The following is a 14587-nucleotide window of genomic DNA, read 5'->3' on the forward strand; positions in this document are numbered from 1 at the left end:
AATCAGAGTCCTCTTGGGTGAGTTTCGGTGAATAACTCAAATGGCACATCCAACCCTCTCTTGACGAGTTGGTCATGGCAACCAGGAACAATACCCGTCGCTACATAATCACCGATAATATTGCCGTCTTCATCGACGCCTTGACGTTGAAACTTAAAAATCTCAGACATGGTTATAACTTCACCTTCCATGCCATTGATTTCACAAACGCTCACCATTCTTCGCTTACCGTCTTCCTGACGTTCCATCTGAACGACTAGATGAATGGCTGAAGCAATCTGAGAACGCAAGTTTTTAGCGCTCATATTCCATCCTGCCATAGCAAACATATTTTCCACTCGGCTTAAAGCATCTCGGGGGGTATTGGCGTGAATAGTAGCGAGAGAGCCATCATGACCAGTGTTCATTGCCGCCAACATATCAACCGCCTCAGAACCACGAACCTCACCTATGACTATTCGATCTGGCCTCATACGCAATGAGTTTTTAACAAGATCACGCTGCGTAATTTCACCCTTACCCTCTAGGTTAGCAGGTCGAGTTTCAAGCCTAATAACATGTGGCTGTTGAAGCTGAAGTTCTGCTGAATCTTCAATTGTGACGATACGTTTATCTGCAGGAATAAAACTAGAGAATATGTTCAGGGTTGTTGTTTTACCCGAGCCTGTACCACCAGAAATAAGAACGTTTAGCTCCCCCGTAACACATGCTTCGATAAACTTAGCCATTTGCGGTGATAATGAATTAAAACCGAGCATATTATCCATATTCAGTCGATCAACGGCAAATTTACGTATAGAAATGGAAGCCCCATCAATAGCCAACGGCTGGATAATAGCGTTAACACGAGAGCCATCTTTTAATCTTGCATCCACCATTGGTGATGCCTCATCGATTCGACGCCCCACCTGACTAACGATCCTGTCTATAATATTCCTTAGATGCCTTTCATCTAGAAACGTAATGGACGTCTTTTCTAGTTTACCAAACCGCTCAACGTAGACATTTTTTGGACCATTTACTAGTATATCGGCGACGGCTTTCTCATGGAGCAATGGCTCTAAAGGGCCTAAGCCAAACACTTCATCCTCAATTTGCTTAATGATTCTTTTACGGCTTTCCAAACTGACAGGATGTGTTTGATCATCGTTCATCAATTGGTTTATTGCTTCATTAAGGTCTTTCTTCGCTCTTTTCTCATCCAAGCTAGACAGAAGTCCAAGATCTAATGTCTCTAGTAGTTTCTGATGAAAATAATGCTTGGTATCTTGTTCTTGTTTAAGAGCTTTGTCTGACTCAGAAGAAACCTCTAAGGGTTTAACGGTCTTAGGAGCCGATTTTGGTTCTGTAACCGTAGAGTTATCAAAATCAGGCTTTATCTGTTGGTCTTCATCTACGGCCAATGCTTTTTTTTCAAAGTCTTTATTTATAGCTTTACGTTTAAATAACATAATTCATCCTTGCTACCGAAATAATTTATTTAACCAGCCTGATTTTTCGGTTTCTTTGTCATCATCACATATTGAATTAACTAATCTGCTAGTTGCCTTTGATACTGTAGAGTTCTTCTTATGCAGAACAAATGGTTTCCCCAGATTAAGAGCCTCATTTACAGTTTTAAATTCATTTTGAAAAACATGAACTCTCAAATCAGGGAAACTATCTTCGATATCAGATAGTTTAATATCTGAATTCTTATCATATCTATTAACGATTATTTCTACATTGTTTTTATTGAGCCCATACTCAAACTGAAATACGTTCAGAAGTGTGTTTGTATTTCTAAGAGCAGCTAAATTTTGCTGAGTAACAAAATAAACATGCGAACCAATTGGAACCATAAAGCCATAGTTACTCTCAATACCTCGAGACAAATCTATAACAATATGGGAATAATAAGACTGTAACGCAGGAATAACTTGATTGAGTTTTTGTGTTAATTTTTGATTTTCCAACGGTTGCAACTGTACAAAGTTCAGAAAATTAACACCAGATGAGTGTTTCTTTACTAGCGAATTAAGCGACAGCTCATCGATTTCGTTTATAGAATCAAGTATGTCAGGTATACCATACTTAGGGGATACATCTAGATAATCAGCCAAAACACCGAAGTTCACATCCAGGTCAAGTAACAATACCTTATTGCTTTTATTTTTAGCAAGCTCCGCTGCTGTATTGAGCGCTATTGTACTCGCTCCACTGCCACCTTTAGTGTTAAAAAACAACAGTAACTCCCCCAAATGCATGTTAGTAGCAGTTTCTGTTGATGTCTCCAGTAATATATCTTTAAAGCTTTCTAGTGGCGAGTTATCGGGAAGAAAGTCTGATGCACCTATTTTTAACGATGTTTTTAACGCAAGGTTGTCGTTCTCATCTCCAAACACAATGAGTGACGCACCTTTCTCAAACAAGTGGCTATCGCTAGCATGAAGAGCTGTCAGTTTTTGAGCCCAATCAGACTCTGACTGGATAAAAAGAAGTTCAGGAAGCAACAGCCCTGTTATTCCATCTCCACTAAAATCTTCTAATCGAATGAATTTAGTGGTTATATTTGAGCACATGCTTAACTGCTGCTTCATATGCAGTTCAAACGATTCCTTTGCGTAAATGACCCACACACAAATGTTGGTTTTTAGTAAAACCTTGGTTTCATTTTCGCTTCCATGCATTGGTATTACACTCATTCCATTTCCTAAAAATTAATTCTGACAATCCATACTACTAGGCTCTTCAATGTAAGTAGTTGCGTTTGAATAGTATGGACGATATACACCTAAACTCTCTCTAGGCAGGATTGTTTCGAAGGGGGGAGATGCAGTGTTTGCTCCTAATATTTGGGTCAATGCTCCGAAAGCATAACTAAACCCTTCAATTCTTGCTCTAACGTATCGAACGTTCTCAAACTCATCGTCATCTACAGTGAAATCTTGATCTTCACCCGTATATGTTGCTATGGTGACTTCGGTACCAGAGTCGTCTAAATAGTCGATCGATAGCGTCAGATTACTTAAATCAATAGGTGCCCTTGAATATATATCACCTAGATCCAAATCTCCTAATTTTTGCTTATCTACTATGTAACAAACACTGGCTAATCTAGCCGCCTTGCGAGTTACTTCATTTAGCATCTGTAAAGAAAACAAAAACCTACCAAACTCGAAAATAGCAAAAAGAAATATCAAAAAAAACGTAGCTACTATAGTAAACTCAACAATAGCTAAACCACCCTGTTTATTCTTAAAATCGCCTAACTGCTTCATGATGATGTTCTCCTTAGCGTAGATGACGCAACTAAATCTACGCTTAGAGATATATCAGTAAATGGAAGCTTGGCAAAAATAGGAGTGTAGTCATATGTTGCTGTAACCACGACATGTGTTGCTGTGGTTGAAGACAAACTAACGTCTTCGACACTAAGGCCGGGAAGAATGGGTACTGTACCCCCAGTTCTTTTTCCATATACGACTATATTTTTAATATTGGAGTCTGTTGCTAGCGCACCATCAGGTTGGGCACCATAAATATCAACCAGAGAATAACGCGCACCATTTTGGACTGCTTTATTTAGCATAGTGTACTGCAAAAACATCCTGCCAATTTCAACAATGCCTACTAGAAGTAATACCAGTATAGGTGTAACTATTGCCAACTCTACCGCAGCTAATCCTTGTTGCTTAGATAAACTTCTCATCATTGCATCCTACGATTCGCCAGAGTATGGGTCTTTGTATAGTTGTATTCTATATGGACCAGATGCGATTGGGTCATTACCACCAACCCCATTAGCTACAGGACACCCACCTTCGATAAATTCTCCCCAGATGATTTTTTCTTTCTTATCATATTTTTGATAGAGGAAAAAACACTCGAATCCCAAAATTGTCACCGGTTTATTACCATTAGCATCACATTCAACCACAGGTACAGTCATTGTACGACGACCTAACTTAGATCCTCCTGCCTCTACATAATCCTGAAAAGTAGTAATGGATTCTGAGTTCAATGGAGCTGGATCGGGAGGAGGGAAACCGTCCACTTGCTCAAATCGAGAGTTAAAACCAGTTACAGGCCCATTATTAATACCGGGCTTAGTGACTATTTCACCTTCAATAAGATATATACCCGACTCACCATCATCAAACTCACCAGGCGCTTTCCCTCCAATAGCATCACCCACGCCATCTGCACCATTTCCATATCCATCCAGTCTCAAATAGTTGTAGTTTCCTGCGCCGATATCTCCACCAGTATCTGGAGTAGAACATTGTTTATCGTTATTACCACTACATTTCCCAGCAAGAGCGTACTTCTTGCCACCGATATAGCCATTGCTATCAGGGTCATCTTCCAACTGATCACAAATACCTATAGGAGCTATATTGCTGATACCTTTAAAGCCAGAACTTCTCCCCGAAACGGCTGAAGCAGAAACGTTTTTAGCTAAGCCAAAAATATGGATAAGGTAGCTTTCAAGAGAGTGATCTGATACCACAACCCTTGTATAAATATCCCTGCTCTCTTGAAATGGAACACTGTCACCAAACTCTGTTGGATTATTACTGAAGTAATAATACACCTCGTAATCATCGTATTCGGCTACGTACTTGGTATTAGACACTTGGGTCAACTGGTTATAATTCCCGCCAAACAAGAGCTCACTATTACCACTAGCATTAGCTGTTTCACCTAGCGTTGCCAGCGACTGATCAATAGAATCACGCGAACTAGAACCATTTTCTATGGCTACAGAAGATGCAAGGGCTGCAGAATCAACACTATTTTGTAACCTAGATTTATTGAGGATCATATGGTTAATATCGATAGCAAGGGCTGCAAATCCCAGCAGTATAAGCAGACACAATGTAAAAAGGACAACTACTAGCCCCCCTTGCTTTTTCTTGCTTTCTACTATTGAGCTATGCGTTTTCATAACAACCTCCTCCAAAGCCCAAGCTTAAAGCTTAATCGCCTTGTTGTTATTATAGCCTTTAACTGCTGTTTGAGTGCGTTCTCCGCTGCCATTTATAACTAGTTGTTGATTCTCAGCTGTCGCCTCAGGGTTATAAACTTGCTCTTGCTTTAATTGAGCAACTGAATTACCAAGACCGGGGTTGTTACTGCATGCACTTAGCAAAATAGCAACGAACCCGACAAATAATAATTTGATCATAATTGAATTCCTCATAAGGAGTGCCCAAACGATCCCTCAGAGCCGCCGGTGTTACCACCCACTGGCTGAGATGTGTTATTGTCCTGCTCTTCGGTCGGTGATTGCGTTAGTTCATTATCGATATATGCACTACCTCCAATCAAATAAAATTCAACATCTGTAGGTTCTACAAAAGCATCTGTTGGAAGAGTGACTTTATTTCGATCTATCGGTTTAGCTAGCCTAGGAGTAACCAATATTACAAGCTCTGTTTCTCCCGATACATATTGCTTACTTTTAAATAGATTACCAAGCACAGGAACATCTGCTATACCGGGCATTTCTGAAGAAAGATCCCTAGTATTCTCATTTAATAGCCCTGCTATACCAATAGTTTGCCCATCAGCTAACTCAAGCGTAGAGGAAGCGCTTCGTCTTGTTAAAGGTGGGACAATGTATGCTGCATTTGAATCACCAGGGTTGTACGCAAGAGCTCCGGTTGCAGCCACTTCGCTAACATTTACATCCAAAGTCAGATTGATTTTTTTATCCGATAGCACTAGTGGCGTAAATTTTAATCCTACGCCATATTCTTTATATTCAATACCGATACCGTCATCACTTGGAATTGGGATAGGGAACTCACCACCCGCCAAAAATTCGGCTTTTGAGCCGCTTAAAGTAGTTAAGTTAGGTTCAGCCAAGACTTTTGCAACACCATTTTCTTTGGCTACATCTAAAGCAAAAGTAAACAATGTATTGCTGTCAACTAAGCCACCTAAAAAGCCAAAGTCGTTGGTACCTACACCACCTAATACAGGCTCTAAGATTCCACCTATCCCTGGAGCAATTCCGGCCCCGGCACTAGTAACACCCCAAGTAAAGTCACCACTTTGTTGAAAAAAGTGAAAGTTAGAATCAAAACGTCGCACCAATGAACGTTGCACTTCGGCGACAGTAACCTCTAACATTACTTGTTGTGCCCCACCAATAGTCATCAAGTTAATGACGCCAGAATCAGCCTCGCCCGCATCGCTATCCGATTTATCAGCAGCCTTACCTGATGAATAAGTTTGTGCCACCTTCACTGCCAAATTCATATTTTCAGCACTACTAACTAGCCCACTCAATATCAACTTATCTTGCGAGCTATGGACCTTAATTTCTTCATTTGGCAAGAACTCATACAGCTTCTCTTTCAAATTATTGAGGTCATGAGTTACTTCGATATTCAATGACTCGATCAACCTACCTTGACTATCCCAAGCAGATAGATTGGTGGAACCTAGTTTCTTACCTATCAGAAAAAGTTCATCTGCTTTAAGCATGACGATATCTAAGACAGCTGGGTCCCCAAGAGATACTCTTTTCGCCTTTCCTGATATTTTCACATGTGTTGATTTGTGATGAGGTATAGTTACGGTTTTTCCTGCGTTTATTGAAGCTAACGCTGAAAACGCCGGCAACAACAAACTGAGCATGGCAGCTAATATAAAAATCCTTTTCATAATGACCTCATTCATTCACTCTAACGTTGGATTGTGATGTGCCCTTAATTATCGTAACACTCGGTGGTGGAACGTATTTTCTTCTTGGGACGGGCTTATCAACTGCATGAGGGTTTCTCAAGGCTAATTGTATAGAACCTTTACTATTCTCTGAAAGTAACCGTTCAGCTTCTCTCGGGGTTAACTGCAGAGTAACGGCTCTTACTATTATCGGCTTGTTGTCAGCTGTTTTTGCAGTTTGGTCAACGGCTAATACTTTAATATTTTTTAGAACGGTTGACGTCCTTGAGTTAACCGTATTCAAAATATCAACTTTACTACCGGGTAATAGAAAGCCTGCCACACCAACAACATCATTGACTCGAATTGTGATTGCTCGCATGTCTTCTGGTAATAACGTCGCTAACGTCGTACCTTCACCAGGATTGATCAATCTAGATGAATGCAGTATTTCGCCTGCATATATTTCTTTTTTGGCGATTTTCCCTATCACTGTTTGACTGTCTTTGACTTGTGTTTCCGTCAGCCAATCTTTCTCAAGAAGCTTTGTCGTCATATGCTTTTCTTCAATAATGGTCCCTTCCGGAATATCTGAAGCTGCAACTACAATCGGATGCCTTTCTACTTGTTCCATTTTCACTTCAACACGGGTTTGTTTTTCCATCCATTGCTTTGCGACAAATACAGCACCCAAACCAAATATGACCGATAGCAAAAGTAAGAAAAAGACCATTCCTTTACTCATAACGCCTTACCTCCATGTTCATCAGCGGTGTAGTACAAATCCCATGCTCGTTGCAATACAGTTGGGTCTATCGCTGAAGGTAACTCTTCAAAATCAATAATATCCTGGCTGATTCCGACAATATCCTTAGGTATACAAGGAAATAACCCTACAGAATGTAATGAGTGTAAGCTTAGTAGAGTTTCAACACTTGTCGGTAGTAACTCTAAACCTTTTTTGTTGGATAAATCTGTCCATAGTTTGAGGTAATCATTTTCTAACAAAGGTTTGAATTGGATTTTATATCCTAATCGGCGCAAGAATGCGGGATCTGCTATTTTCTTTGGATCTAAGTTAGTTGAAAAAGCCATGGTCAAAATAAATGGAATTGTAATTTGTTGGCCATTTGGAAGAGATAAATGGTCGTAGTTGTATTCCATCGGTACGATCCAACGGTTTAACAAGGTAGCCACAGGCATAGGCTGCCTTCCAAGATCATCTATCACTAGAATGCCATTGTTAGCCATCATTTGAAGCGGTGCTATCCAAACCCGGTTATGCTCAGAGTGATTTACTTCCAGCATATCCATTGTGAGCTCACCACCGACTTGAATATTTGGGCGCTCACATAAAACCCATCTTTTGTCATACTGATTTTTAAAGTTAATGATATCTTCAGACGCGTAAGAATCGACAGGATTATGATGCTGAGGCGAGAACACCTTTATAATATTCCCCGCAGCATAAACAGAATGTGGTACATAAACCGAGGTGTGGAGAGAGTTTAATATCCTTGCTGCTACAAAACTTTTACCTGTACCTGCATGCCCATACAACAATAAAGCTCGTCCAGAATTTATTGCGGGGCCTAATACTTTAATTAGCCGCTCTGCCCCATATACGTCCGATAGTGCGCTTTCTACATCTAGTCGTTTGATAAGGTTTGCTCGAAGATCTTGAGCTATAACCATTTCATTGTAGGTATCTAGTGAAACTGGAACAGGGCCAAGATAAGCATCTTTTTTAAATGCCTCATCTGCTTGTACTAAACCTTTTTCTGATAAACCGTATCTGACGTTTGCACTAGCAGCACTAACTTGAGGGCTTATTGATGCGGGTTGAAAGACTTCGACAAGAGATTTTTTACGAAGATCACCTAATATGCTTTCAATTAGGTGAGATACGATTCCTAGGTGACGGCTCAAAACCAACACATCTGACTTAGGGTAAGCCGCTAAGTGCTTTAAGACTAAGTTATCAACAACTGCACTAGGTATTTTTAGATCATCAAAACTGGTAACAATACTCGGAGACGCTACCTGAGGTGTCAATACGGGCATAATTTCTATCCATGAAATTGCATTTTAGTATTTAGTTAAAATAATAGAAGAGAGCTAGCCCAATAACAACTGATGGAGCAAAAGGCATGACTAACTTTTGCTCATAACGGCTATGTGGCACGTTAATCAAATCTTTGGTTAACGCTAGTTCATTGGTTTTTTGCTTCACAGACTTTGGTTTATACCCTTTAGAAATAGCATCAAATAAGCAAAAAGTAGCAACCAAACCGCCTGCCATTGTAAGGTAAAAAAGTAGGCTTCCGAATTGCGTTATTCCACTTGCAAAGCCAATAGTGGCAAGTAGTTTGACATCGCCAGGAGACATTGCTCTCAAAATAAAAAATATGAAACCTAAACCAAAAAGAGCAGTCCCTGAAATTAATGAATCTAGGAAGCTGTCCATATTTACAGAAACTAAAAAAAACGTCTTAACAACGATTATTGTAATAAGTAGCTTATTAGGGATGCGATTTTCTTTCAGGTCATAAACAGCTATGACAGAAAGTATCCCCCACAAAATAATGGGCATATTGCAAGCTCAAAAAAAGCCTCTAACCATAGAGGCTTCAATATAACTGTTAGTTAAGAGTAGCACTTCCGATCGAGCTAATAGTAGCGCTTAAGCTTGCACTTAGCCCATCTCTTAACGCTGAGAAAACACCGACGAGCGCTAGAACTAAAAGCGCAGCACCAATTACGTATTCAACAACCGTAAGCCCTTCTTCATCTTGCATGAAACTAACTATTTGTTTCTTAATATCCATATATAATCTCCATAAAAACAGCAATATAAGTTGCAATTTAAGTATTGCATCTAAAATGTGATAAACAATACTTAAACGTCATGATTGTGAGTGTTATCACATTTAACTAATTGTTTACTGTAGGTAAACTATTCATAGTCGCGCTCATTGATTCTTGCAACCCATTTCCAAATTCAACAAATACAGCTGAGATTGCAACAACCAACGCTGCTGCGCCTACAACATACTCAACAACAGTAAGACCTTCTTCATCAACAAAAAAGTCTATTATAAACTTCCTTGTGCTCTCTCTTAAGAACATGACCTTCCCTTCGATTACTCTACAACTTAAAGCAACTTATCAACTTTTACTTTCAATTTGAATATTAGACTACATTTACATTTTCTTCGAATATGGCGCTTATTGTTCCTAGGTATATTTTAGATATGTACTTTCTTATCAATCGAGACAAAATCAAACTATGTAAAAGTGCTTCCTAACCGAATAATAACTATACCATTAAAGTTGCCTTCCCGTTGTTCGCGGTTAATGCGTCAAAAGAAAAGAAAGAGTACAGATAAAGGTAAGGATAATGAGGTGGTGCGCGATTCGAAATTCTTGATATTGAATCGCGCTTTACAATATTTCTAAGATTTTTTGGCTATGGCTGGGATAAGGTGGATGGTAAGTTGTTTAACGTATTACTCAAACTCGCTGACAAACCGTCACGAAGAGCAGAAAAAACACCAACTAGTGCGAGGACAAGTAAGGCAGCACCAATCACGTATTCCACAACTGTAAGACCTTCTTCGTCTTTAAAAAACAAAACAATATTATTAAGTGTATTCATAACCAAATTCCTTTTGTCATTACATATACTTGTAGGTTGCTTGCTTAGATTCTGACGTTTCTGTAAACCACAATGGTTTAGTAAATGGCATCAACCTACGGCATGGAGGTGCTTATCAGTAGTAGACCTAATATTGTTAATATCCTAATACAACAATTAGCTACTTTCCCACCAACATCGGTAAATTTAGTTCAGATTACCTTAGGTCGCCACATACGACTATCAAAATACGGATATCTGATTATTTCCCATGAGTATCCTATCTCAAAGTAGTTTTACTTGAAAAATCAGCATGTTAACTTAAGCTATCAAATATACATCATTAGCATTAAAGGCCGTAGTTATAAAACTAAACAGCATTTAAGTTTAATAAAGCACCGAAAAATAGAACATAAACCCAGTTAAGTGTTGCGTATTAATTCCTTCCAGTATGCATCATTTAATCAGTTCAGACTCCAAATCTCTTACCCCATCATTTCCTAACATAAAAATGGCTTTACAGAACCGCCATATAACATATGTTGTCACTATACTCATGTAACCATCAACTGCATAGTGCCAACCTAAGTGGACAGAACCAACCATGATCAAAACTAAAAACAATAATGCAGGTTTACCGAGTTTAGGAAAATACTCTCTTGTTATCAGCCAAATCAACATTGCAACTGAAACATGCATACTTGGAAATGCAGATATACCAGCAGCAAAGTCTGTAGATTGATCTGTGTAGGCCGACCACAAATAATCTTGAATCATCAATGCACGTATCTCTAACCAAATCCCATTTTTCTCTAAAAGATTCTGTTGTTCAGTTAACGTTCGCATTAAATCGGAGTAATAATCTGGAACGATAGATATATCTACTACAGAATCAAAGAAACAAGGCCCAGCAGAAGAAAAAATCACAGCTAAAACTGAACCGTTTATTATCCAAACCATACTAAAGGAGGAAATTGTCGCTAGTTTAAGTTTTATGGACTCTAGTGAAAATATAACAGAGCATACAAATACCCAGAAGACCAAAAACCATATATTGTATATAGTATTTATAAGCACTGTTAATATCGCATTTGGGAGAACACTATGAGTTATCTCCCAAGGAGAGTACCCAAAGTGCATATATTTATCCAAATTAAAAAACAATAAATCATAGTTAAAGGGGTTAATTTGAGGTATCAGGACCTTGAACGAAGTATATATACTACAGTTAATGCCAAAAAAAGTAATAATTATGGTCGAGTATAACATAGATTTTAAGTTTAGAAATCTGATTCTATAATCTTTAAGTATATCCGTTAGCGGTGATTTTGACCTTCTTATAGCTAATACAAGGAATTTAAAAATAAAATGAACGGCTAGGGTCACTCCTAGAGATCGTGTCACTGTCGATAGATAAAGAAAGAAATCAATTTTATCGATATGTCCAAAGTAACCTGAAATCAACAGTATAATTAACCAAAGAAATAAATGTATAAGTACAAATTTACTCCATGTCGTCATATCCTTAATTTTAACTATAATTAGACTCACTCACATCTCCAAAGCTAATTGTAGAAAGGCATATTGTAAGTTGATAATCATCCATAGTTTTCAATACCTTCTTGCTTACTTTTAGTTAATGCGTTTGCAGTAATCATATTACGAACACCGATAATATAACTCTTTATTACGATTACAAACCCTTATCATAGGACATATTCCTATTTAAACGCCCCCTCCGCACACTATGCCAGTTGTCGCTTTGTTAATGCAAGTCTTAAGGCCGCTTCAGAGATTCGTAGATTCGTAGATTCGTAGATTCATAGATTTATAGAGCAGAAATAAGTAAATATGGAGCGATTGCTTTTGAACTTGATTCAAAGTGTTAATTCATCCTTGTTAAAGACAAATCGACGCGGTTAAATGTTCTAAAGTTCAGCGTGGAACTAGTTGATTATCGGTTCGTCACACAGCGGAAAATATCCTAGTTATAACCATATCGTACACAGCTGATTCAGTATCAATTCTTCTTTTTGTCGTGCGAATACTCTATAAATCGCTTGAAAAAAAACTTTGTCAATTTTTCGACATAGCTCTCGTTTTTGAAATTTCAGTATTGACTTAAAATGGTGGCATACTCTAATAGGAGTAAACCAGTCGTTTGAGAAAAGAATGGATTCATTGATTTTAGGTATTGGTCGATTTAGGAATAATAAAAAAGAAGCAATAAGTAAAAATTTTATAAACCTTGCTGAATGTTTCTCAAGAAAAAATATAGCAGTTATTTCAGTATCACCAACATCATTTGATACTGATTGTGATATTGAACAACATAATTTTCGTAAGCATAGTCGCTATAACTCTCTCATTGAGGGAGTTATTAATCTTGTGAAAACGTGTTCAACTATAAATAAAATAGCCACATCACGCCCATATCCACAAATAAATATACATATTGCAACCCCAATAGAACTCCTTATTGTCTATATTTTCATTGATAGTAAACTAAGGCATAGAACAACCATCTCTGTATGGCAGTCTTTCTTGACTTATTCTGAATTGAAAGAAAATTATAAATTTTTCCTACGTAATATTGTTGCTTACCTACATATAATACTCTTTAATTCATATATATCTTCAGTCATTTATAAAAGAATACTTCATCATTTCAAAAACATAATAGTACATAGTAGATTTCAAAAAAATCAATTGGAATCTATATCAAAAAGTAATATAAACTTTATTCAAAATGGTGTTTTTCCGATAAGTGATACCCCTATCAAGCAGTCTGATGATAATCATTTTGTATTGGCTTATATAGGGCACGCTAAACATTCAAAAGGCGTAGACTATCTAATTGAACTTATATATAAACTAAAAAAAAGAAGTAATATAAATTTCAAATTTAACTTGTGTCTGAGTGGATTTGGTGACTCAGAAAAAATAACAAAAAGAATTGACAATCTTAATCTAAATGACGTTATTAAATACAAGGAAGATATAGATGTTGGAGCAGAATTAGCAGTAACAGATCTTCTTATATTACCCCTAAGGACATGTGTAGGAACAAGCCTAACACCAAATATTATAGTAGAATCTTTGTCTATTGGTACCCCTGTTGCTATTCCTAGATTCCCTGAACTATGTGACACTATTAAATTTGGAAAGAACTCTATAGAAATTTTTCTGAATAATCTAGATGAAAGTGCATTAGCTATTGAAAATTTTCATATGAATCAGTCTTACAATAAGATGTTCCTTCATGAAGATTCAACGAATAATGGTATTTTATCGCTAGAGGTTTTTATCAATGGCTATCATAATATACTATCTGATAAGTGGTCATCAAATGAATAAAGTAAGCTTTATTGCTCCATGTTATAACGAAGAACTAGTAATTGAAGAGTTTTATACACGTCTTTGCCAAATAGCAAACTCTTATAATCAATATGAGTTTCAGTTTCTCATTGTAAATGATGGCAGTTTAGATGATAGTGCCAAAATATTAGACCGCCTAGCGAAAGAAGACTGTCGGCTAGCCGTCCTTCACCTAGCTGCGAATGTCGGCCATCAAAATGCTTTATTTGCGGGTATAGAGATGGCAACAGGAGATATTAATATAACTATTGATATAGATCTTCAAGATCCTCCTGAGCTTATAGATAAATTTATAGCAAAAATAGAACAAGGATTTGACATAGTTCATGCACAACGTTTGACACGGAAAAACGAAACTTTTTTTAAAAAATTTTCGGCAAAAGTATTTTATAGATTTCTATCGATTACATCGACTGCAGAATTAATTGAAGATTGTGGTGATTTTCGTGCTTTTACGAAGATAGTAAGAGAGTCAATTATCAAATATAGAGAAAAACATAAATATCTTCGTGGCATTTTTGCCACCATAGGATTTAGTCAATCAATTATAAAGTATGAACGAGATGGTCGTCACTCAGGGCAAACTAAATATAATTTGAAGAAAATGCTTTCGCTTGCTTCTGATGCTACATTAAATTTTTCACGATTTCCTATAAAGCTAATGTTCATAGTTTCAACGTTAATGTGGTCTCTTAGCCTACTTTATCTAGCTAAGGCAATGATTAGTAAATTCATGTTTGACACTACGGTAGATGGTTGGACTTCTATCATATTTTTCCAGGTTTTTTTCTCTGGTGTTTTATTGTTTTTTATAGCTTTAATTGGATCCTATGTAGGAAGGATATACGAGCAGGGTCAAGCTAGGCCTGACTATATTGTTCATTACACAAAGAACTTAAAAAAAGACATTTAATT

General features: G+C 37.4%; 16 protein-coding genes. 2 read left to right on the forward strand and 14 right to left on the reverse strand.

All coding sequences use genetic code 11. The features are described from left to right. Positions 1-2 precede the first annotated feature (2 nt). The 14 genes from OCU35_RS10390 to OCU35_RS10455 all read right to left on the reverse strand — a co-directional run bounded on the left by OCU35_RS10390 (position 3) and on the right by OCU35_RS10455 (position 11815). Positions 3-1451 (reverse strand): CpaF family protein, encoded by a 1449-nt coding sequence (locus OCU35_RS10390; RefSeq protein ID WP_102489834.1) that lies wholly within the window; start codon positions 1449-1451, stop codon positions 3-5. Between the two features lie 12 nt (positions 1452-1463). Then, entirely contained in the window at positions 1464-2684 is a 1221-nt protein-coding gene (locus tag OCU35_RS10395; protein ID WP_102489835.1) for an AAA family ATPase, read from the reverse strand. A 15-nt stretch (positions 2685-2699) separates the two neighbouring features. Next, positions 2700-3260, reverse strand: a complete 561-nt coding sequence (locus OCU35_RS10400) for a TadE family protein (protein WP_261825323.1) — start codon at positions 3258-3260, stop codon at positions 2700-2702. After that, positions 3257-3694, reverse strand: a complete 438-nt coding sequence (locus OCU35_RS10405; protein ID WP_102551804.1) for a TadE/TadG family type IV pilus assembly protein — start codon at positions 3692-3694, stop codon at positions 3257-3259. Before OCU35_RS10405 ends, OCU35_RS10400 begins: the two co-directional genes overlap by 4 nt. A 6-nt stretch (positions 3695-3700) precedes the next feature. Further along, complete coding sequence (locus OCU35_RS10410) at positions 3701-4930, reverse strand: Tad domain-containing protein (RefSeq protein ID WP_261825324.1); 1230 nt, start codon at positions 4928-4930, stop codon at positions 3701-3703. Between the two features lie 24 nt (positions 4931-4954). Continuing rightward, the gene (locus OCU35_RS10415) at positions 4955-5170 is read right to left on the reverse strand and encodes a hypothetical protein (protein WP_261825325.1); all 216 of its coding nucleotides are present in this window, start codon (positions 5168-5170) and stop codon (positions 4955-4957) included. Between the two features lie 11 nt (positions 5171-5181). Beyond that, on the reverse strand, positions 5182-6657 hold the full coding sequence (locus OCU35_RS10420; protein WP_261825326.1) for a type II and III secretion system protein family protein: 1476 nt from the start codon (positions 6655-6657) through the stop codon (positions 5182-5184). 7 nt (positions 6658-6664) lie between these two features. After that, positions 6665-7402 (reverse strand): Flp pilus assembly protein CpaB, encoded by a 738-nt coding sequence (cpaB, locus tag OCU35_RS10425; protein ID WP_261825327.1) that lies wholly within the window; start codon positions 7400-7402, stop codon positions 6665-6667. Then, positions 7399-8721: an AAA family ATPase gene (locus OCU35_RS10430; protein WP_261825328.1), complete on the reverse strand. Its 1323-nt coding sequence runs from the start codon at positions 8719-8721 to the stop codon at positions 7399-7401. Before OCU35_RS10430 ends, cpaB begins: the two co-directional genes overlap by 4 nt. 31 nt (positions 8722-8752) lie before the next feature. Then, a complete protein-coding gene (locus OCU35_RS10435) occupies positions 8753-9250 on the reverse strand; it encodes an A24 family peptidase (protein ID WP_261825329.1) in 498 nt (165 codons plus the stop codon). Positions 9251-9299: 49 nt separating this feature from the next. After that, a complete protein-coding gene (locus OCU35_RS10440; protein ID WP_261825330.1) occupies positions 9300-9485 on the reverse strand; it encodes a Flp family type IVb pilin in 186 nt (61 codons plus the stop codon). 106 nt (positions 9486-9591) lie between these two features. Further along, positions 9592-9786 (reverse strand): hypothetical protein, encoded by a 195-nt coding sequence (locus OCU35_RS10445; protein ID WP_261825331.1) that lies wholly within the window; start codon positions 9784-9786, stop codon positions 9592-9594. 340 nt (positions 9787-10126) lie between these two features. After that, on the reverse strand, positions 10127-10315 hold the full coding sequence (locus OCU35_RS10450; protein WP_261825332.1) for a Flp family type IVb pilin: 189 nt from the start codon (positions 10313-10315) through the stop codon (positions 10127-10129). Positions 10316-10750: 435 nt separating this feature from the next. After that, positions 10751-11815 carry a phosphatase PAP2 family protein gene (locus OCU35_RS10455; protein ID WP_315972630.1) on the reverse strand — a complete coding sequence of 355 codons (1065 nt, stop codon included), beginning with the start codon at positions 11813-11815 and terminating at the stop codon, positions 10751-10753. Between the two features lie 651 nt (positions 11816-12466). Between OCU35_RS10455 and OCU35_RS10460 the strand changes: the two genes are divergently transcribed. Together OCU35_RS10460 and OCU35_RS10465 are read left to right on the forward strand one after the other, a co-directional pair. Beyond that, on the forward strand, positions 12467-13651 hold the full coding sequence (locus tag OCU35_RS10460) for a glycosyltransferase (protein ID WP_261825333.1): 1185 nt from the start codon (positions 12467-12469) through the stop codon (positions 13649-13651). After that, positions 13644-14585 (forward strand): glycosyltransferase family 2 protein, encoded by a 942-nt coding sequence (locus OCU35_RS10465; RefSeq protein ID WP_261825334.1) that lies wholly within the window; start codon positions 13644-13646, stop codon positions 14583-14585. Before OCU35_RS10460 ends, OCU35_RS10465 begins: the two co-directional genes overlap by 8 nt. Positions 14586-14587: the final 2 nt, after the last annotated feature.

Source organism: Vibrio breoganii (assembly GCF_024346795.1).
GTDB classification, from domain to species: domain Bacteria; phylum Pseudomonadota; class Gammaproteobacteria; order Enterobacterales; family Vibrionaceae; genus Vibrio; species Vibrio breoganii.

Excerpts from the sequence above, each read along its gene's own strand:
- OCU35_RS10465 (WP_261825334.1), top strand. The coding sequence starts at position 13,644 with ATGAATAAAGTAAGCTTTATTGCTCCATGTTATAACGAAGAACTAGTA.
- OCU35_RS10410 (WP_261825324.1), bottom strand. The coding sequence starts at position 4,930 with ATGAAAACGCATAGCTCAATAGTAGAAAGCAAGAAAAAGCAAGGGGGG.
- OCU35_RS10430 (WP_261825328.1), bottom strand. The coding sequence starts at position 8,721 with ATGCCCGTATTGACACCTCAGGTAGCGTCTCCGAGTATTGTTACCAGT.
- OCU35_RS10420 (WP_261825326.1), bottom strand. The coding sequence starts at position 6,657 with ATGAAAAGGATTTTTATATTAGCTGCCATGCTCAGTTTGTTGTTGCCG.
- OCU35_RS10445 (WP_261825331.1), bottom strand. The coding sequence starts at position 9,786 with ATGTTCTTAAGAGAGAGCACAAGGAAGTTTATAATAGACTTTTTTGTT.
- OCU35_RS10460 (WP_261825333.1), top strand. The coding sequence starts at position 12,467 with ATGGATTCATTGATTTTAGGTATTGGTCGATTTAGGAATAATAAAAAA.
- cpaB (WP_261825327.1), bottom strand. The coding sequence starts at position 7,402 with ATGAGTAAAGGAATGGTCTTTTTCTTACTTTTGCTATCGGTCATATTT.
- OCU35_RS10390 (WP_102489834.1), bottom strand. The coding sequence starts at position 1,451 with ATGTTATTTAAACGTAAAGCTATAAATAAAGACTTTGAAAAAAAAGCA.
- OCU35_RS10450 (WP_261825332.1), bottom strand. The coding sequence starts at position 10,315 with ATGAATACACTTAATAATATTGTTTTGTTTTTTAAAGACGAAGAAGGT.
- OCU35_RS10405 (WP_102551804.1), bottom strand. The coding sequence starts at position 3,694 with ATGATGAGAAGTTTATCTAAGCAACAAGGATTAGCTGCGGTAGAGTTG.
- OCU35_RS10435 (WP_261825329.1), bottom strand. The coding sequence starts at position 9,250 with ATGCCCATTATTTTGTGGGGGATACTTTCTGTCATAGCTGTTTATGAC.
- OCU35_RS10400 (WP_261825323.1), bottom strand. The coding sequence starts at position 3,260 with ATGAAGCAGTTAGGCGATTTTAAGAATAAACAGGGTGGTTTAGCTATT.
- OCU35_RS10440 (WP_261825330.1), bottom strand. The coding sequence starts at position 9,485 with ATGGATATTAAGAAACAAATAGTTAGTTTCATGCAAGATGAAGAAGGG.
- OCU35_RS10395 (WP_102489835.1), bottom strand. The coding sequence starts at position 2,684 with ATGAGTGTAATACCAATGCATGGAAGCGAAAATGAAACCAAGGTTTTA.
- OCU35_RS10415 (WP_261825325.1), bottom strand. The coding sequence starts at position 5,170 with ATGATCAAATTATTATTTGTCGGGTTCGTTGCTATTTTGCTAAGTGCA.
- OCU35_RS10455 (WP_315972630.1), bottom strand. The coding sequence starts at position 11,815 with ATGACGACATGGAGTAAATTTGTACTTATACATTTATTTCTTTGGTTA.